Origin of the sequence: Amycolatopsis pittospori (assembly GCF_013870525.1) — a bacterium.
In the GTDB taxonomy this organism is placed as follows: domain Bacteria; phylum Actinomycetota; class Actinomycetes; order Mycobacteriales; family Pseudonocardiaceae; genus Amycolatopsis; species Amycolatopsis pittospori.
In genome coordinates this window covers 53,766-72,332 of sequence record NZ_JACBXD010000039.1, presented here as the reverse complement: position 1 = coordinate 72,332, position 18,567 = coordinate 53,766, and the positions used below count along the sequence as shown (strand labels likewise).

Here is an 18,567-nt window from a genome sequence, read left to right as displayed (position 1 = left end):
GCGGGACGCCGGGCCGTTCGGCGATGATCGCCATGATGTCTCCTCACTGATAATCTCAATGTTGAGATAACACCAGTGAGTTCTCTCGACGTCAAGTCTCTTAATGTTGAGATAATGAGAGGAGTGTCATGGCCGACGCGGTCGACGCGGTGATCGGGCTGTGGAGCCGCGAACGCCCGGACCTCGAAGACAAGCTCTGGCCGGTCGAGGTGCTCGGGCGCATCCAGCGGCTCGCCCGGGTCGTGGACAAGAAGCTCAAGGAGTTCAACACCCGGCACGGCCTGGAGTCCTGGGAGTTCGACGTCCTCACCACGCTTCGCCGATCAGGGGAACCCGGCGGACTGACGCCGGGCGCGCTGCTGAAGGCCGCGATGGTCACGTCGGGGGCGATCACGAACCGCATCGACCGCATGGAGACCAAGGGCCTGGTCGAGCGGGTGCGCGACGGCGAGGACCGCCGTTCGGTCCGGATTCGCTTGACCGAGAAGGGATGCGAGGTCGTCGACGAGGTCTTCGCGCTTCACTTGGAGAACGAGGCCGGCCTGCTCCCGGACATGGATCCGGCGCAGTGGGCCCAGCTGGTCGGCGGCCTGCGGCTGCTGCTCGAACACTTCGGTGACACTTCACTGGACTGAACCGGCGGAGCTCACTACCAGCCCAGCGGGACGACCTCCGCCGCGGACGTCCACGGACCGCGTCCCCCGGCCTCGGTGAGCGCGCGAAGGCGGACGTAGCGGGCTTGAGCGGGCCAGAAGCGAAGCGTCTTCTGGACGGCGTCGTCGGCGAAGGTGCCGGCGGCGGCCGGACTTCCCCAGTTCGTCCCGTCGGTGCTCAAGTGAACCTCGTAGCGGCCGATCCGGCCGTGGGCCGAGCCGTCCTGGCGCGGTAGATACGTCAAGCCGGTGACGGTGCGGGCGGCCCCCAGATCGAGCTGAAGTTCATGGGGCAGCGGGTCTGCGCCGCCGGACCACTTGGTGTGCCAATGCGTGGACGGCTTGCCGTCGACGGCGTTCGTGGCGGCACCGGATTCACCCGCGGTCTCCTGGCTGTCGGCCGAACGAACGGTGGCCCGCAGCGGCCCGGAACCCATGACGGGGTCGCTGATGGTCTCCGCGCCGGTCTCGGCGTGGCCCGCGAAACGGCGCACGAAACCGTCCGGGCCTTGGACGGTCAGGTCGTACCAGCCGCTCATGCCACCTTCGACGCTGAACCAGTCCTCGACGGCCTCACCGGTTTTCACCGTGTACGCCCAAGGTCCTCCGCCACGGTTACCGGTGCTCACGGTCAGGCCGCACTCCGCGCCCGTGTTGGTCATCTTCAGGTAGACGACGCCGGATCCCTGGCGCAGTACGACTTCCGGGTTCGGCTTGCCCGCGGTGGTCGCGGTGATCCGGTTTCCCGCGAACCGCCGCACGAAACCGTTCGGCCCGTGCACGTTCAGGTCGTACGCGCCGTCCGGGGACCCCGCCTGCCAATAGTCCGACAGCGTCGCCCCCGCGGCGACGGTGTAGCGCCACGGCCCGTCGGTGCGGTACGCGTTGGCGTAGACGTAGAAATGCGCGCCGACCGGGCCGGTGCTGGCGAGGTCGATCCAGAACCGCTCCGCCGTCACGCGCCCGGACACCGTCAGCCGGTACGGCAAGGGCCGCGCCGCCTTGACCCCGTTCTCGGTCACGGGGAGCCGCTGCTCGGCAGGCGGCTGCGGCTGCGTGTTCCACGGCCCGCTCGTCGGCACCGGCGGGGTCAGCGCCGGATAGCTCGCGCCCGGCGTCGAGGTGTCCAGCGCCGAGGTCAGATCGCCGCAGACGGCGCGCCGCCACGGCGATATGTTCGGTTCGCCGACCCCGCTCCAGCGTTCCAGGAACCGCAGCACGGAGGTGTGGTCGAAGACCTCCGAACACACCTTCCCGCCCCGGCTCCACGGCGAGATGACGAACATCGGCACCCGCACGCCCAGCCCGATCGGCTCGCCGGAGACGAATTCGTCGGTCGTGGCGACGGAACTCTTGCCCTCCGAGTCGGAGGCGGGCGGCGCCGGCGGCGGCATGTGATCGAAGAAGCCGCCGTCCTCGTCGTAGGTCAGCAGGAACAAGGTCTTGTTCCACACCGCGGGTTTGGAGGCGATGGTGTCCAAAATGGACTTGACCAGATCGGCGCCGGTGTTGGGGCCCCACGCCGGATGCTCGGTCTGCGATTCCGGCGCGACGATCCAGGACACCGACGGGAGCTTGCCACCGTCGACGTCGGCCTTGAAGGCGCTCAGCAACTGCTTCGGCGCGACCCGGGCCAGCCCGCGGTCATAGAGGGCACGCTCGGCCGGGCTCAGCGTCGCCACCCCCGCCGCGAGCCCGTCGAGCAGCCGCGTCTTCTCGGCCGCCGACGCCGAATCCAGGGCGTAGTAGAAGTACTCCAGCTTCGGGAACGCCTTGCCCGCGGAGTCCTTCACCTTCGACAGCGCCTTCGTACCGACGGCCAGGAAACTGGCGAAGTAGTCCAACGAGTTGTCGCCGTAGTTGTCCCACTCCTGGTAGACCCGCCAGCTGCGGCCCGCGGTCTGGAGCCGCTCGGCGTAGGTCTTCCAGGTGTAGCCGGTGTGCCCGGGGTTCTGCCACGCGGCGTTGCCGATGGCGCGGGTCGTACCGTCCGGCTCGAACCCGAGTTTGCCGGTGAACAGGTACATCCGGTTCGGGTTGGTGGGACCCAGTTCCGAGCAGTGGTAGGCGTCGCAGACGGTGAAGGCGTCGGCCAGCTCGTGATAGAACCGCAGCGCGGAGCGGGTGTGATAGGTCAGCGAGCGGACCCCCTTGGCCGCCTCCCAGCCGTCGTGACGTCCGCCGTTCCAGGCGCGATGCCCGCCGGACCAGCTGTGGTCGACGTCGGCCATGAACTGGTCGTCGATCGCATAGGGCAGCACGGTGCCGGAGCGGCCGGGCTGCCGGAAGACCGAATCCCCCGAGGGCAGTTCGATCGCCGCCGGGTCGGCGAATCCCCGGACACCGCGCAACGTCCCCAGATAATGGTCGAAAGACCGGTTCTCCTGCATGAAGACCACGACGTGCTCGATGACGTCCAGTCCGCCCGTCGGCGCGTCGGTGGCGAGTGCCTGCCGGACGCTCTCGGGGAGCAAAGTGAAGGCGGAGGCCGCGCCAGCGGCCTTCAGCAGGGTACGACGACGCACGGAGCCCTCCAGATACTGCGGTGAACCTGTTCGAAGGTGTTCGAAACTGCACCTTTGGAACGACTATCGAGCAGATGAGAACATAGTGCGCCCAACCGGTTCAAGGGTTACGCCTCCGGGTCCCATGATCGGAGCAGTACGACCCGACTTTCGGAGGGTGGCTGCTACCAGTGCCAGCGCAGCTGGAAGGAGGTCCCGCAGATCGTCACCACCCGGCGGGCCCGGTTCTCGCGGCCGCGCCGGAGGCCGAGGAAGGCGAGCAGGCCGAACAAGGCGAATTCCAGTACCGCGGGCGAAAGCGTCACTTCGTTGATGAGGTTCGTCATGCCACGAGGTTAGGAACGTGTCGGTGCCCGCACCCTCGCCGGACGATCTTCGCCCTCCCTCGCACGACGAGCGGCGAACGAGCGGTACGACCGGCCAACGAACGGTCACGGCCGTCCGGGTTCCGCCGACCGCGCCGCCTCGAACAGCCGCTCGCGGACGCCGCGATAATGCCGTCGGCTCACCGGGACGTCGCCGAGTTCGGTATGCGCCACCAGGCCGCCGACCGGATCACTGCGCAATTCGGTGATCGCGCCGACGGCGGCGAGGTAACTGCGATGGGTCCGCACGAAACCGGCGTCCTCCCACTGCTCGGCCAGCAGCGACAGCGGCATCCGCACCGGGTGGACACCGGAGAAGGTGTGCAGTTTGACCGTGTCCCGGGCGGCTTCGACGAAGACGACCTCGCGGCGCCGGACGAACCTCGTGCGGCCCTGGACGTCGACCGGCAGCACGGCCAGCGAGTCCGGCACCGACGGCGGTGCCGCTTCGGTCGACGGCGACATCTTGCGCACCCGGCGCAGCGCGGCGGAGAGCCTGTCCGCGCTCACCGGTTTCCGCAGATAGTCGATCGCCCCGAGATCGAAGGCGTCCGCCGCGTGTTCGTCGTAGCCGGTCACGAACACGATCAGGGGCGGATCGGCCAGCTTCGCCAGTAACCCGCCCAGGTCGATGCCGTTCATCCCCGGCATCGCGATATCGACGAACACCGCGTCGAACCGGTCGCCCTGGATCATCTTCAACGCGCTGAGCGGGTCGTCGGCCGAGCTGACCACGGCCACCTCGGGGCTTTCGCGCAGGAGACGGGAAATCCGCTCCAGCGCGGAGGGCATGTCGTCCACCGCGAGCACTCGCAGTCCCTGGCTCACTCGAACTCCTTCACCGGCCGGACCCCGGGCATGAACTTGGGCAGCCTCAGGGTGACCTTCGTACCCGCGCCCGGAGCGGTCTCGACCATGAGCGCGTAATCCCGGCCGAACGTGTGTTGCATCCGCTGGTTGACGTTGGAGAGACCGACGTGCGAGCTGCCGCGCAAGTCGGCGAGAAGTCGGGGATCCATCCCGACGCCGTCGTCCTCCACACTGATCACCGCTTCGGTGCCCGCGTCCTCCGCGATGAGGGTGACCGTCCCGCCGCCCGATTTCGGGGCCAGCCCGTGCTGGATCGCGTTCTCCACCAACGGTTGCACGACGAGGAAAGGCATCACGACGGAGAGCACCTCGGGCGCGATCTTCAGCCGGACTCCGATCCTTCCCGAGTGGACCGCCGCTTCGATGATCAGGTACCGGTCGATGTTGCGCAGTTCCTCGGCCAGCGTGGTGAACGAACCGGAAGTACGAAAGGAGTACCTGGTGTAGTCGGCGAAGTCCTGCAAAAGCTCCTCGGCCTCTTCAGGATCCGTGCGGATGAGCTCCGCGATCGTGTTCAGCGCGTTGTAGGTGAAATGCGGGGAGATCTGGGCGCGCAAGGCCCTCATCTCGGCCTGCCGCAGTTCCGACTTGGCGTCGTCGAGACGTTCCAGTTCGAGCTGGATGGTGACGAACCGTGCGACGACGTCGACCATCACGTTCAGCCGTCTGTCGAGCCTTCGGGCGACCACGATCAGCACCGCCGCCGTCTCGCCTTCGACGAGCAACGGCACGGCCACCGCCGTTCCCATCCCGCACGAGCCGCCGACCGGACAGTCGAGGCCATCGTGCGACACCCGCTTCCGGTCGCCTTGGCAAGCGGCCGAGACCGCGTCGGCGAGGTCGGCGTAATGGTGGTTCGCCCCGCCGTCCCAGCTCAACAAGGTGCCGTCGGCGTCGGTGATGCCGACCGCGACACACTCCAGCATGCCGACCAACCGGCCGGTGGTCCGGTCCGCCTCGCCCGCGGTCAGACCTTCCCGCAGCACCGGCACCGCTCGGAGCAACTCGTACAGGGCTTCCGGGGAGACCCCCGGCCGTCGCCTGCCGCGGAAGTAGAACCAGATGGCGGCCGCGATCGACACGGCCGAGAGCGAAGCGAGCGCGACGATCACTTTCCCTCCCGTCGGCCCGAGGGCCGACGGACATCCTCCCATTCACCGGCCTCCCCGGGTGGGTGACCCGCGGTGGGGCCGCCCCCCTTGAGCGGCCCCACCCGGATCATCCGGCCGGAATCGACCGGATGGCACCTGTACCGCTCATTTCCCGGCGTCGGGATCGCGCGGCAAGGCGGCCAGTGAAAGGACCATGGCGACCGGCCAGAGCACGGCGGCCAACCACGCGCCGGCGACGGTGATCGCGGTGACCGAGACCGCCGCCGCGATCAGCCCGCCGACGGGCGATACGTAGCAAAGCCCCAAGGGGCCGAGGAAAAGCGTCCACCGCAAGGCCGTCTTCGCGGATTTGACCGGAGGCCGGGGAACCGCGTAACGCCCCGGACCGAGGACCTCTTGGTCGTCGCCCTGATACCAGCCGCCCGACATCAGCGGCGGATGTGGCGCGAAGAAGGCCGGTCTCCTCCCGAACGCCTTGGGCGTCCGCAGATCAGGACCGTTGTCCTCCGCACGTCTCATGACACTTTCCGCACTTCGCATGACATCCTCCCCCGTCACCGGCCCGAGGCCTGGTGAACTCACCCTCTGCCTGGCACAATCGCAGGTTGCGGTTCGGAACTTCCGGGTTGTTTGCCCACTGACCATGCTGACGAGTCGGGGGAGCGCGCGATGCGTCATATGGAACACGGGGCCGATCCGGTTCCCGCGGAACCGGAGAGCCCGGATGACCGGTCCCTCAGCCGGTGAAAAAGGGGAACTCGGTACCTGGCGCAGACTCACGCCCGCCGAGCAGACCGCGCTCCGGAGCGCGGGCCACCTGAAGGTGTGGCAACCGGGTCAGATTCTCGCCCTTCAGGGCAGTCCGCCCACGAGCATGTTCGTCGTCCTGCGCGGCTGGGTGAAGATCAGCGCGACCAACTATCGCGGCGAGGACGCCCCGCTCGCGGCCCGCGGCCCCGCGGAAATCGTGGGAGAACTCGCCCCGATCAGCGGACTCCCCCGTTCCGCGACGATGTCGGCGATCGACGAGGTGCACACGCTCATCGTGCCGAGGGACAAATTCCTCGGTGTACTGCGCGCCCGGCCGAGGATCGCCGAGGAGATCTTCCGCACCGCCGCGATCCGCCTCCAGCAATCGGATCGCCTCCGGCTGGAATCCGGCGGCCCCGATTTCCCGCAGCGCCTGGCCGCGGTACTCCTGGAACTGACGCTCCAGCACACCCTCGACTGGACCGACGACGAACAGGTCGATCTCCATTTCAACCAAGGGGAACTGGCCGGATTCGCCCGCGTCTCCCGCAGCACTTTGATCCGCGGTCTGGAAGAACTACGCCGTCTGGGTGTGGTGCGCACCGCCCGGCAGCGAGTCACCATCACCCGGCCTCGCGCACTCCGAGAACTGGCCGCCGGAAGGCCTCCCCCCGACGACAAGGCCTGATCGGTCACGGAATCTCGGCTATCCTGGTCAAGGTTCAACTCTCGCAACCGTTTCACGGGGTGGAGGGAATCGGCACGATGAGTTCATTCTCGGCAAGCACGGAACCGGACATCGAATCCGCGTTGATCGATCTCGACGGGATTCCGCTGACCGCGTTACGGGATCTGGACGATGAGGCGTTCCACCATTCGGCGCGCCACGTCGTCGAACGGACCAGACATCTTCGGGCGCGCTACCGGAGTTCGGGCGCCGGAGGTGGCGAGCGGATCGACTGATGCCCTCCGCGGAAGCGCGCCCCACGTTCCACCGGTTGTCCTGGCGGGACTTCGACGCACTGGCGCGGCTCGAAAGCGACGAAGACACAGCACGCCGCCTGCGCCGGGCAGAGCGGAGCCGGCGCAAACTGTTGATCAACGCTTTGCTCACCGATGCGGCGAAATGCCCGGAGTGCGTGCGGCCGTTACCTTCTTTGGACTCGGCCTGGGAGCTCTTGGCGCGAGCCGAAGCCAGGGCTCCCCGGGCAGTGAACCGGATGCTCACCAATCCGTACACCGGAAGCTGGGCGGGCTACACGACTCGCTTGCTGCGCAACGGAACGAACGGCATTGGTCCACTGTGGATACACTTGGGTCACGCCCACGCGATAGCGGCGGCCGCGGCGATTCGGGCGGGGTTGGATTTCGAAACCGATATCCCGGCATGGAATGGCAACGCCATGCTGCCTTCCCTTGGCATGGCCCGCTTTCCTGCCGCCCCGGCGTTCTCCGTCGCTACCGTGCATGGCACCCAAGGCCGGTATTTCGTCTCCCACAACGGAATCGAAGTGCCGTTGCCGATCTCACCCGGCTCCGACGGCCCGGGGTGGTGGGGAATCCGGCAGGTACGCAGTCAAGTGGGGTCGCATCGGTTCTCACTATGGCTGGACGACCTCGATCCCTACCGTGGCCTCTATGAGCCGATCCCGCCCGAACGGTCGCCGGACCGAGAACTCGACGACTGGCGACGGCTGATCGACGAGGCCTGCCGCCTCATCGCCGACCATCTGCCCGAGCTGGCCCGGATCATGCCGATGGGCCTCGTCTCGCTGGTGCCCAAACCGCAAGTGCTCTTCGGTAACCGGAGTGCGTCGACCGGGGAGGCGTTCGGCAGTGCGGTGGTCGGGCTGCCGAGCGACGGCGCGGCACTCGCGGACCTCCTCATCCATGAGTTCCAGCACATCGTGCTGGGAGGGCTGTTGCATCTGGTCGAGTTGTACGAGCCGGATTCCCGCGAACGGATCTACGTGGCCTGGCGGGACGACCCGCGCCCCTTGAGCGGGGCGCTACAAGGGGTTTATGCCTTCTTCGGGGTCACGGCCTTCTGGCGGGCCCTGGCCGGTGCCGGCGTGATGCCTCACCGATCCGCCTTCGAGTTCGCCTATTGGCGCAGGCAGACCTGGTACACCTTGGGGCTGCTGCGCACGGACGCGAAACTGACCACCGCCGGACGCCGGTTCGTCGAAGGTATCGCCGAACGCCTCGGGCCCTGGCAGGAGGAACCCGTACCGGCGGAGGCGAACGAACTCGCCGCGGCCGTCGCCCAGGACCATTTCGCCGGCTGGCGCGTCCGTCACCTGCGCCCGAAACCGGCGGCGGTCGGCGAGGTCGCGGAGGCCTGGCTGAACGGCCGCGCCAAACCACCCGTCACCCTGGACCCGACGGACCTGCCGCCGACCCCGGTCCCGGACGGCTCCTGGTCCCACGCCAGGACGGACCTGATCCGGCTCGCCGTCTGCGACGGAAAGCGGGCCGTACCGGAGGCCACCGGCGCCGACTTCGCTTACGCCCGAGGCGATTTCGCCAAAGCGGCCGACGACTACCGCGCGGAACTCTCCGAGGATCCCGACCGGCCGACGTCACTGGTCGGACTCGGCCTCGCGCTCTCCGCGCGAGGCCCGCACCCGGCCGCTCGTGCCCTGCTGCACTGCCCAGAACTCGTCCGCGCGGTCCACCGGCAACTGCGCACCCTCGCCCCTTCTCCCCCGTCCGTGGAACGGCTCGCGGCATGGATCGGGCAGGTGGTACCCGGCTGACCGCTACATCAGCATCGGGTCGATGTCGCAGTCGGCACGAGCACCGCGGACAGCCGCCTGGGTTCCCGGGTGGGCCTCGCCGAGAACTCGGCGGTACTTGGCCAGGACCGGCTCCTGGAAAGGCGCGGCTTCGTCGGTACGACCGGCGGCGGCGAGATCGAGGCCCAGGTTGAAGGCCGCGGCCAAGGTGGTCGGGTGGTCCTCGCCGAGTACCTGACGACCACGCTCGACAGCGTCCCGGCCCAGCTCGATCGCCCGGTCGAGTTCACCTGACTGGGAGAGTTCGCTCGCCAGGTTGATCGTGACGATCACGGCGTACGGGTGATCGGGGCCGATGCTGGCGCGGAAGTACTCGAGAGCGCGTTCGTCGAGCACACGTGCGGCCGCGACGTCCCCTTGGAGCCGCAGCGTCACCGCGAGGTCTGCGCTCGCCGCCAAGGTGTGCGGATGGTGCTCGCCGAGGCCGCTCCGGTACCGCTCGAAGGTCTGCTCTCCGAGCTTGGCCGCGGCGACCAGGTCACCCGAGTGACGGAGATCGATCGAGTGCGCGAGGGCGCAGCACATCGTGATGCTGTGGTCGTCCCCGAAGGCGAGACGCAACCTCCTCAATGCCTCCGTCGAGAGGACCATCGCACCGGCGTGGTCACCGTCTTTCCGCCTGGCAACGGCAAGCATGAAATTGTTGACCACGGTGTCCACCTGGTCCTTGCCGAAGCGAGCCTGGAAGTTCTCCGTGAGCCGCTCCTGCTGGACCCGGGACTGCCCGTACTCACCGGCCTCTCGCAGGTCCACGATCAGCGCGGTGTTGACGCTGAAGGTGCGGACGTGCTCGCGGCCGAGGACCTCGATACGCCGGCGGAGGGTTTCCTGGTCCAGTTCGGCAGCGGCCCGATAGGCACCGGACAGCCGCAGGCTGATCGCGTGCTGATAGGCGGTGTTGAGCGTCTCCGGGTCGTCTTCGCCGAACATGCGCTTGGCCTTGGTGAAGATCTCCTCACTGAGCTTGCCCGCGGCGGCGAAGTCGCCCTGGGCCCGGAGGTCGATCGTGATGTTCCGCTGGAGCGCGAAGGTCTCTTCGTTCTCTTCGCCGGAAACCTGAAGGCGCAGCGCGAGCGTGCGCTGGTTGAGCTCCGCGGCTTCGGCGTACCGGCCGATCGCCCACAGATAGAGCCCCAGCCTCGACGAGACCTCGAGTGTCTGCGGATGCGTGGGACCGAGGCTTTCGGTGAGGTGCTTCCTTGCTTCAAGGCCGAGCCGGGCCGCTTCCTCGTGGTCCCCGTACTCGAACAGATAGCGCATCAGATTGATGTGGAGCTGACGCGGCCAGTCGTCGTCGCAGTTCAGCACGTTCGCCGCGTAGACGTGCGGGAGCAGTTCGCGGTAGCGCGACCAGTGCCTGCTCGACTCGGGGTCGTTCGGATCGAGTGCGGCGAGCAACTGGTGCGCCCCGTGCTGCATCCGCGCGTGCACCTGACGGGCCATCACCCGGTTTCGCAGCACCAGCTGGACCAGGCGGTGCAGCTGGAGCGTGTTGTTGCCGTGGTCGATCTTGGCGAGGCCGTACCGGTTGATGTCCCGGATGGCGCGCGCCAGTTTGATCGGTTCACGCAGGGCCGCGTCGAGTTCCGGCGAGATGGAGACCCGGCTGACCCCGGTGAGCAGGTCGCGTGAAATCGGTTCAGGGGAGAAGAAAGCGCAGATGTGCAGGATCTGATGTGCGGCCGGGTTGCGGGTCTTCAGTTCCTCGAACGAAACGTTCCACGCGGCGGCGACGGAGACCTCGTAGTCGGGTGCCGAGGCGGTGTCGAGGATTTCCTCGACCGACTCGTCGAACAGGCGCAGGTATTCCTGCACCGGCATCCCGGTCACCGCTCGCCAGGCCGCGGCCTGCTCGACGGCCAGCGGCAGGTCACCGAGTTTCTCCGCGAGTTCGTCGGCGTCGTCCCGATCGATCTCCGGACCGCGCCTGCCGAGCAGTTCGATGCTCTCCTCGCGTTTGAACACCGCGAGTTCCAGCGGGCGCGCGATCCCGGCCCAGTCGGAGTTCCGCGAGGTGACCAGGATTTCGCCCGGACCGTTGCGCGGGAAGTACGGCAGCACGGCTTCCGGGCTTTCCGCGGCGTCGAAGACCAGGAGCCAGCGGCGGAACGGACGTCCGGTGCGCAGTGCCTCGATCACCGCGGGCACCGCGATGTTCGCCTCCGACGCGCCCGGGATGCCGAGGATGGAGGCGAGTTCGGTCAGCCCGGCGCGGATCTGCGTGGTGTGCGCGGCGTCGATCCACCAGACCAGGTCGTAGTCCTGGAGATGCCGGTAGATGTATTCCGTGGCCATCTGCGTCTTGCCGATACCGCCGAGACCGTGCAGTGCCGAGGGAAGGACCGCGGTGGTGCCGCTGTTCAGCCGTCTGGTCAGCTGGTCGAGGAGTTCGTCGCGGCCGGTGAAGTTCGGGTTCCTCGGCGGTACGTTGCCGAAGACCAAGGGCGGGTCCTCCGGCTGGCGTGCCGGGAAGTTCCGCGTACTGCCCGAGGCCGACGGGTGAACGATCCTCGTCGTCGGCTCGTTCGATTCGGTGTCGCCGAAATGGCGCGAGCGTCCCTCCGACGCTGAAGTCGAGGCAGGGGGACGTTCGGCCGTCTCAGGCATCATGGGGCTCACAGTCTTGATTGATTCAGATTCGGGTACGACGAGGTCTTGGTCTTGTACCGCGTTCCGTAGCCGGTCAGCCCGGGACAGGTACGGACCGGAAAGGGCGCGCATTACTGCACTTTCCAGTTCCACGTCGGCCGACGACTCGAGGGTGAGCACCGGATCCGGCGTGTTGTGCGGGTCGGCGATGGCGTCTCGGAGGTGACCGAGCAGCGGAATCCGGCCACCTAAATGGGTGGCGGCCACTCGTACGACACTGGCCGTTTCCGAACGCCGCGCGCCGCTGAGCAACAATTCCCGGACTGCCTCGGGAAAAGCGAAGACCCCACCTGTGTCCCAAGTGGACTTCCCTTCCCTGAGTCCGGGAGCGTACATGATCCCCGAAAGCAGAAGTTCCAGGAGGTGCTCCAGCCCCGCTTCCGGCACGAACCGTTGTCCCACCAGCTTCGCCACGTCGAGTCGGACCGGAACCGCCGCGAGCAGTTGGGCCAAGCGTAGCGCCGGAGGCGAAGCGACACTGCGGAATCGGTGCACTCTTTCGGCGGGTGACAAAGTTACTGGCGGGTCAACAGATTCCGCCTGTGCGACGCGGTCGGTGGCGAGCACGATCGCGCCTTCGGCGGCCGCGCTGTTTTCGCCGGTCATGAGTCCGGCCCACCACGCGAGCGACCGCGGGCGCAGTTCGAGCACCGGCACCGGAACGGTCCCGGCGGGCACCGAAGCCCCGGGGTCGAGCCAGGCGTCGGTCAGGCCGAACGTCCATCTCTCGTTGGGGGCCAACGCGTTCGGGACCCGGATCAGGGCCTTGTGGGGACTCATTCCGCAGCGGCCCCAAAGCCACTGCGGTAACAGATGCACGATGCTCACCGGCATCGTGCGGCCCCAGCGAGCCAGGATCGGGTACAGCGCGTCCTTCTTCTGCCAGGCGTCCCCGACCCCGTCGGTCAGCAGCAGTACCGCGCGCCGCCCGGAGGGATCCAGGATTTCGTCCGGGTCGCGCGCGGGCGCGCCGGGAGTGCCACCACGGAGAACGAGACCGTCCTGCCCATTGTCCTTGGCGGTTTCCAACAGGCGGACCTGAATGGTGCGGAAAGCACCCACCTGCCCGAGCAGGTCGACGAACGCGGACACACGGGGGCGCCACAACGCCATGGAGGGACCGTTGTCGAGGACGAGCGTCAGGTCGAGCCAGCGCTCTTTTCTCATCCGGGTGACCGGCCACCATCGTCCGGTCTCGGCGGCTCGGACGGCGGTGGCCTCCTCGTCCAGGACCACATCGTTGTGTCGCCGGGAAGTGGTCTCGCGTTTCAGCGTTCTCAGTGCGCGGAAGTACTCCAGCGATTCGAGCAACGCGACACCCCCGGTGCCGGCGCCGTCCACCGCCGGTTCGGGCAGGTCCGCGGGGGCGACCTCGATTTCGGCGGTCTGGTCTTCGTCCTGCCCGGGCGACGGTATAGCGGGGATCGGCCGCCGTCGCGGTTCGGCGGGGGGTGGGACGTCCCGCGATTCCGAAGGCGCGTTGCGAATCCGCACGTCGTCTTCCACCGGCGGCTTCGGTTCTTCCGCCGCCGCGGGCTCGGCGGCGGTGCTCGCGGGCGCGATCGCCGCGGCCAGCCAGACGATGTCCGCGACATCGGTCCAGTTCAGGTCCTCGAATTCGAACTTCCTGCCACTCTTGGGAAAGTCGGTGGTCCGACGTTCCGCCGCCCGGACGGAACGCGAGTCGGGGACACCGCCCGGCCCGCCCATGTCACCGCACCGTCAGTCGTTGCCACAGCGCGTCCACCAGCCGCGGCCACGCCTCCTGATCCGGCTGATACGCACCCGACGTGGCCAGATACACGGCGTCGAGCAACCGGTCGGTCGGCAGACCGCCTTCCGCCTTGCTGCGTTCGGCGAATTCGCGGATGAGCTCGTCCCGGTGCTCACCGTTCTGCCCGACCAGATGGCTCGCCACGATCGCGGCCAGCTGTTCGTGGTCCGGGTTCTCGATCCGCAATTGCAGACACCGGCGGAGGAACGCGGGCGGGAATTCCCGTTCCCCGTTGCTGGTCATGACGACGACAGGAAAGGCGTGGCAGGCTATCCGGCCGTCACGGACGACGGCGGTGCGCTGCGGATCCGCGGTGTGCACGGTGACCTCGGGATGCCGATTGCGCACCCGCGCCAATTCCTCGATGGAGAATTCGCCGTCTTCGAAGATCGAAAGCAGGTCATTCGGCAGATCGGCCTCGGACTTGTCGAGCTCGTCGATCAGGAGGACACGGGGCAGCCTGCTGGGCAGGAACGCCGTACCCAGCGGGCCCAGCCGGACGAAATCGCCGATCGGCGGCTCTTCCCCCTCGCCGCCGAGCTGCGCCTGACTCGTCGCGGCGGCCTGCACCCGGCCGATCGCGTCGTAGCCGTAAAGACCGGAACTCAGCGCGGTATGACTGGTGATCCCCCAGCGCAGTACCCGGCCGAGACCGAGCTCCCTGGCGATCCGGTAGGCGAGACTCGACTTCCCGGTTCCCGGATTTCCCGTCACCAGCAAGGGACGCCGCAGGTAGAGCGCGGCGTTCACCATGTTCAGTTCATTGTCGTCGATATCCTGCTCGGAAAGCGTGAACGCGGTACCGAGGCGGCGCTCCGACTCGCCGTCGTCCGGTGGCGGCACGTCGTGCTCCGGCGGCGGATCCCCGCGATAGGAACGCCAGGGGGGCGGCGCGGGCAGCAACTGCGCGAGGTCGATGTCGTGGATCGGCCTGCCGGTCCCCCGATAAATCCACCAATCGGGTGCATCGGAATGCGGCGTCCGACCGTCCACGGCCACGTCCTGGTCGTTCACGCTCATCCGCGGTATCCCCTTACGGTCGAGTCGGGATCAACGGTTGGTCGAGAACAATTACCCGTTTCGGGTCGTCCCACATTACCACCAGATCGTGAGCCAGAGAATTCTTGAACGGTACCGCCGCACCCGAATTCGCCAGTTTGCGGCGATCCGGCAGTTCGATAAAGCCGGTCTCCGTGGCCAATACCCAGTCCAGCAACTCGCGCAGCTTCTCGGGTTCGGCGTCCGGATGCCAGAGGATCACGGGCAGCCCACTCCGGATGGCGGTCGTCAACTCGTCCGGTGCGGTGCCCTGTTCCGCTTGCGAGGCGGGCGGATTCGCCAATACCAGCCCGATCCAGTGCTCGTCGCTCAGTATTGCGTCGATCGGGTGATCCTCGAACTCCGCACGATCGGAATAGTGCAGCCGGTCCGCGGACGGATCCTCCACCATCGAGTCCCAGCGAACGTGCCATGCGCGATGCCAATGCCTCGCCCGCATCCTCTCCAGTGATCTTATCCCGAGCCGGTACCCGTACCTCAACGGCTGAGGCTGGCCCGTCCCATGTTCCTTGGCCCATCGCTGCACGGGCAAATTGATCAACGTCCTCGGCAGCAGGAATTCCACCGACGCGGACATGCTCTGGCCGGACCAGACTCCCTCAGTCTCCAGGATGACGTCGTCGACCCTGAACTCGACCTCGTCTATTCCGATTTCCCGCACACCACCCAGCGCGGGAGGCCACACTTCCGGGTCATCTTGGCGCCAGAATGCGAGAGTGCATCGCGTCGGGTCGGCGGAAACCGGTTCGAGCATGATCGTCAAATGCAAATGCGGACGTTCAGGAATCGGCGGCCTGCTCTGCCGCTGATGTCCGAGCGCGGGGCCGAGTCGCAGCGAACGCGCCTGGTCACCGATCCAGCCGGCGATCATGGCGCCCGCCTCGCCGCCGGCGTGTTCCGCCAGCAGCCGCAGAAACGTGACGGCGGGCGGGATCCCGTCCGGGCCCGCGTTGAAATCCGTGAGCAGGTGGAAGGCACTCCACGCGTCGGTGACGCCGTCCAGCCGCGGCAGCGGGATCGCCGGGCCGAGCGCGCGGCTCATCATCACGCCGAGATGCGGTACCTCCATCCGGGTCAGATGGCGGTGCAGGCCCGCGAGATCCTTGCGGGGTATCAACTCCAGGACGTCGCTGGCCAGTTCGGGAAGAGGCCGGTCGTCGAGCCGCGCCGGCTCGACGGCGGGTGCTTTCGCCGCCGCGGCGGTGAGTTCGCCGTGTAGTCGCAGATAAGCCATTCCGGTGAAGGTCTTCACCGAAACCGGTATCGGGTCGTACAACTCGGGCAGCAGTCCCGGATCCGGCGCGATGACGTCGGAGAAGAACCGCTCGGAAGAGATGAAGGCGATCATCCGATCGGATTCCGCGAACGCCTCTTTCGCCAGTTGAGCGTCCAGAATGCGAAAGGCAGTGTCGACCGCTTCGCCGACCCACCCGTTCCCGTCGTTCAGCACCTCGCCGGAGTTCAGGCTCACCCGCAAGCGGATCTGCGCCTGCGAAGTCCTTGTCCAGTTGTACCGGCGGAGAGCGACCGCGATGCGATCCGGTAAGCGATCGGCGACCAGGCTCTTCGTGGTGCCAGGCGGCAACAGGATCAGCGCGCCGTCACCGCGATCCTCGCGTGCGCAGGAATCGAAGTCGACGTCGCTTTCCGCGAAAGCGGTTTTGAGCACCTCGTACATGCCCTGGCGCACGGCGAGCCTGTCGAGCGGATTCCGCTCGGGAGAGGTGAATCCCGCGACGTCCACGACGACGATCGTGCGGTCGAGAGCCTGCGTCGGTTGCGCCACTGGCCCCCTCCCAAGGTCCAGGCGCCGTCTCATCGGCGCTGAACGCCACATTATCGCGCCGATCGGCCCAGGGATCGGTGTTCAGATGACAAATTCATCTCCGCGCATCTGTGCTGCCGCGTTCACCCGAACGGCGCCGAACGGCAAGGAGCCCTCCCCGACCGCGCCGGGGAGGGCTCCTCTTTCACCGGGGGTCAGACGCCGGCGACCTGCTGGATCCAGCTGCGGTACCGGGTGATGTTGGTGTACGCGGTGTTGTTCGACCGGTCGCTGGTCGAGGCGACACCGACCTGGCGGCCACCGGAGAACATCGGGCCGCCCGAGTCACCGCCGGCGGTGATGCCGTCGACGCGGTTCGCGCAGACCGCGACGCCGCCGTTGTAGTCGCTGCAGTTGACCGAGTTCACCCGGACGGTGGCGACCTTCAGGTAGCGGGACTGGCAGTTGATCTCGGAACCGCACTGGCTGGTCGCGCCCCAGCCGTAGACCTGCACGTTCTGGCCGACCGCGACGTTGCTCGTGGTGCCGAGCGGCGCGTAGGTGGCGTTGACCGAGCTGGTCAGCTTGACGATGGCCAGGTCCGCGCCGGAGTGGCGGGTGATGGTCGACGCGGTGGCCATCGTGCCGCCGCTCTGCTGGTCGAGGCTGCCGATGCGGAAGGTGTAGCTGCCGCTGCTGGCGACACAGTGCTTGGCGGTGAGGATGTACTGCGGCGCGATGATCGTCGCGCTGCAGTTCTGCTGGCCGTTGACGAACAACCGGGCCGCCCACGGGCCGCTCTGCGCGTACTGGCCACCGATGATCATCGGCTGCACACCGGAGGGTTCTGCGGCGGTCGCGGCGGGGGCGGTCGAGCCGAGCAGCGCCATGAAGGCGGTACCGGCGAGCAGGACGAGGGAGCGCAGTCGCATGTTCCGACTCATTTCTGCGGCCGGGCACCGGCCGCTTCAGTGGGGACGAACGCGCTGATTCTGTGTCGCGACAAGGGAATCCGGAAACCGACGAAAGTCGCGCGGACTACCTATTTATTTCCCCATGACACTCGCCGGACATTGTCTGCGTATATGCGTATCGATCAGCGGGGCGTGATCACTTAACACACGGAACGGAAACGGAAATCCGACAAAAGTAGGGATTTCGATCGATCGCGCATTCCCGGAGGACATTCCTCAATCGTCGAGGAGCCGCCACGCGGTGAGGGCGAGCCGGGCCCGGGTCAGCCCGGCGGGGTCGTTCAGCTCGATACCCAGGGTCTTCCCGATCAGCGTGAGCCGGCGCGCGACGCTGCTGTGGTGCAGGTGCAGGAAATCGGCGGCCTGCCGGACGGAACCCGTGACGCAGTAGGCGTCCAGGGTGCGCAGGTCTTCCGGATCCGCTGCCAGGCCCGCGATCGCGACGACGTCGGCGTTGCCGCGCACGTCTTCCTCGGGGACCCGTGCGAGCAGCGCCAACGCACCGAGGTCGTCGTGATGGATGACCGGAAGGCGCTCGGTGGTGAACCGGAGCGCGGTCCGGGCGTCCAGCCAGGACCGGTGCGGACAGCCGGCGGCACCGATCCCCGCGCGCACACCGTCCGGCAGCCGGGCCGGATCCACCGCGGTCGCCAGGATGATGCCGACGTCGCCGAGTGGGGCGGCCCTGACCGGGCGGCCCGGGCAGACCAGGCCGCCGAGCTTCTCGAGCGGGATCCCCGACCGGACCGCGACGACGTGGATCGGAGGTTCGGCGGCGAATCCGAGCAGCCGCAGCGCCCGGTTCCGGGCGGCGTCGTCGCTGGTGGAGCTGATCACGAGTTCCACGAGCGCCGGGTCGGCCATGGTGGTGCGGGCCGGGCCGTACCGCTCGACGACCGTGGCGGCGGCGATGGCGAGCCTGTCCAGCAGCGCTTCGTCGAGCGAGGCGGGGCCGCCGTCGCGTTCCAGCCAGACGGTGCCGATCTCCTCCTCGTCGAGGGTGACCGCCACCGACGTCGAGACGGAAGCGGGTTCGAGCGGGGCGGCCACCTCCCGGCCGTCGGGCGCCATGCGGATCGTCCGTCCCGTGCCGTGGAGCCGGATCCCGGCCACGCATTCCGCCAGCCCCGCCGACGCGCGGGCGAGCACGGGGAGATCGACGCGCCGCCGCATCAGGGTGTCGTAGAACATCACGACGCGGATGACGCCTTCGACGTCCGGATCCAGATGCGACAACCGAGCGGCCAGTGCCTCCATGACGGCGAGGGTACGC

Annotated in this window: 14 protein-coding genes; 4 read left to right on the top strand and 10 right to left on the bottom strand. The window is 67.7% G+C overall.

Going from position 1 to position 18,567, the window contains the following annotated elements; all coding sequences use genetic code 11:
* Positions 1-128 precede the first annotated feature (128 nt).
* Positions 129-635, top strand: a complete 507-nt coding sequence (locus H5J31_RS22085) for a MarR family winged helix-turn-helix transcriptional regulator (RefSeq protein WP_181774530.1) — start codon at positions 129-131, stop codon at positions 633-635.
* A gap of 14 nt (positions 636-649) precedes the next feature.
* On the opposite strand, the gene H5J31_RS22080 is transcribed toward H5J31_RS22085, so the two are convergent.
* From H5J31_RS22080 to H5J31_RS22060, 5 genes are all read right to left on the bottom strand, one after another.
* On the bottom strand, positions 650-3,178 hold the full coding sequence (locus H5J31_RS22080; protein ID WP_181774529.1) for a phosphocholine-specific phospholipase C: 2,529 nt from the start codon (positions 3,176-3,178) through the stop codon (positions 650-652).
* 164 nt (positions 3,179-3,342) lie between these two features.
* A complete protein-coding gene (locus H5J31_RS22075) occupies positions 3,343-3,504 on the bottom strand; it encodes a hypothetical protein (protein ID WP_181774528.1) in 162 nt (53 codons plus the stop codon).
* Positions 3,505-3,609: 105 nt separating this feature from the next.
* The gene (locus H5J31_RS22070) at positions 3,610-4,371 is read right to left on the bottom strand and encodes a LytR/AlgR family response regulator transcription factor (RefSeq protein WP_181774527.1); all 762 of its coding nucleotides are present in this window, start codon (positions 4,369-4,371) and stop codon (positions 3,610-3,612) included.
* Entirely contained in the window at positions 4,368-5,489 is a 1,122-nt protein-coding gene (locus tag H5J31_RS22065) for a sensor histidine kinase (RefSeq protein WP_456237050.1), read from the bottom strand. Before H5J31_RS22065 ends, H5J31_RS22070 begins: the two co-directional genes overlap by 4 nt.
* A 180-nt stretch (positions 5,490-5,669) precedes the next feature.
* Positions 5,670-6,044, bottom strand: coding sequence for a hypothetical protein (locus H5J31_RS22060; protein WP_236005326.1), 375 nt, complete (start codon positions 6,042-6,044; stop codon positions 5,670-5,672).
* 205 nt (positions 6,045-6,249) lie between these two features.
* Here H5J31_RS22060 and H5J31_RS22055 point away from each other — a divergent pair, with 205 nt between their 5' ends.
* The 3 genes from H5J31_RS22055 (at position 6,250) to H5J31_RS22045 (ending at position 9,034) form a co-directional block, all read left to right on the top strand.
* Positions 6,250-6,963, top strand: coding sequence for a Crp/Fnr family transcriptional regulator (locus H5J31_RS22055; RefSeq protein ID WP_181774524.1), 714 nt, complete (start codon positions 6,250-6,252; stop codon positions 6,961-6,963).
* Positions 6,964-7,040: 77 nt separating this feature from the next.
* Complete coding sequence (locus H5J31_RS22050) at positions 7,041-7,238, top strand: hypothetical protein (protein WP_181774523.1); 198 nt, start codon at positions 7,041-7,043, stop codon at positions 7,236-7,238.
* A gap of 458 nt (positions 7,239-7,696) precedes the next feature.
* Positions 7,697-9,034, top strand: a complete 1,338-nt coding sequence (locus tag H5J31_RS22045; protein ID WP_236005325.1) for an aKG-HExxH-type peptide beta-hydroxylase — start codon at positions 7,697-7,699, stop codon at positions 9,032-9,034.
* 3 nt (positions 9,035-9,037) lie between these two features.
* Here H5J31_RS22045 and fxsT read toward each other — a convergent pair whose 3' ends face one another.
* The 5 genes from fxsT to H5J31_RS22020 form a co-directional block, all read right to left on the bottom strand.
* Positions 9,038-13,432, bottom strand: a complete 4,395-nt coding sequence (fxsT, locus tag H5J31_RS22040) for an FxSxx-COOH system tetratricopeptide repeat protein (RefSeq protein ID WP_181774521.1) — start codon at positions 13,430-13,432, stop codon at positions 9,038-9,040.
* Between the two features lies 1 nt (position 13,433).
* Positions 13,434-14,516, bottom strand: coding sequence for an AAA family ATPase (locus H5J31_RS22035; protein WP_181774520.1), 1,083 nt, complete (start codon positions 14,514-14,516; stop codon positions 13,434-13,436).
* 13 nt (positions 14,517-14,529) lie between these two features.
* Positions 14,530-16,341: a VMAP-C domain-containing protein gene (locus H5J31_RS39935; RefSeq protein ID WP_181774519.1), complete on the bottom strand. Its 1,812-nt coding sequence runs from the start codon at positions 16,339-16,341 to the stop codon at positions 14,530-14,532.
* A gap of 194 nt (positions 16,342-16,535) precedes the next feature.
* Entirely contained in the window at positions 16,536-17,252 is a 717-nt protein-coding gene (locus tag H5J31_RS22025; protein WP_181774518.1) for a S1 family peptidase, read from the bottom strand.
* A 258-nt stretch (positions 17,253-17,510) separates the two neighbouring features.
* Positions 17,511-18,551: a helix-turn-helix domain-containing protein gene (locus H5J31_RS22020; RefSeq protein ID WP_181774517.1), complete on the bottom strand. Its 1,041-nt coding sequence runs from the start codon at positions 18,549-18,551 to the stop codon at positions 17,511-17,513.
* Positions 18,552-18,567: the final 16 nt, after the last annotated feature.

Coding starts and splice junctions, on each gene's coding strand:
- H5J31_RS22085 (WP_181774530.1), top strand. CDS start 129: ATGGCCGACGCGGTCGACGCGGTGATCGGGCTGTGGAGCCGCGAACGC.
- H5J31_RS22075 (WP_181774528.1), bottom strand. CDS start 3,504: ATGACGAACCTCATCAACGAAGTGACGCTTTCGCCCGCGGTACTGGAA.
- H5J31_RS22060 (WP_236005326.1), bottom strand. CDS start 6,044: ATGAGACGTGCGGAGGACAACGGTCCTGATCTGCGGACGCCCAAGGCG.
- H5J31_RS22055 (WP_181774524.1), top strand. CDS start 6,250: ATGACCGGTCCCTCAGCCGGTGAAAAAGGGGAACTCGGTACCTGGCGC.
- H5J31_RS22050 (WP_181774523.1), top strand. CDS start 7,041: ATGAGTTCATTCTCGGCAAGCACGGAACCGGACATCGAATCCGCGTTG.
- H5J31_RS22045 (WP_236005325.1), top strand. CDS start 7,697: ATGGCCCGCTTTCCTGCCGCCCCGGCGTTCTCCGTCGCTACCGTGCAT.
- fxsT (WP_181774521.1), bottom strand. CDS start 13,432: ATGGGCGGGCCGGGCGGTGTCCCCGACTCGCGTTCCGTCCGGGCGGCG.
- H5J31_RS22035 (WP_181774520.1), bottom strand. CDS start 14,516: ATGAGCGTGAACGACCAGGACGTGGCCGTGGACGGTCGGACGCCGCAT.
- H5J31_RS22025 (WP_181774518.1), bottom strand. CDS start 17,252: ATGCGACTGCGCTCCCTCGTCCTGCTCGCCGGTACCGCCTTCATGGCG.
- H5J31_RS22020 (WP_181774517.1), bottom strand. CDS start 18,551: ATGGAGGCACTGGCCGCTCGGTTGTCGCATCTGGATCCGGACGTCGAA.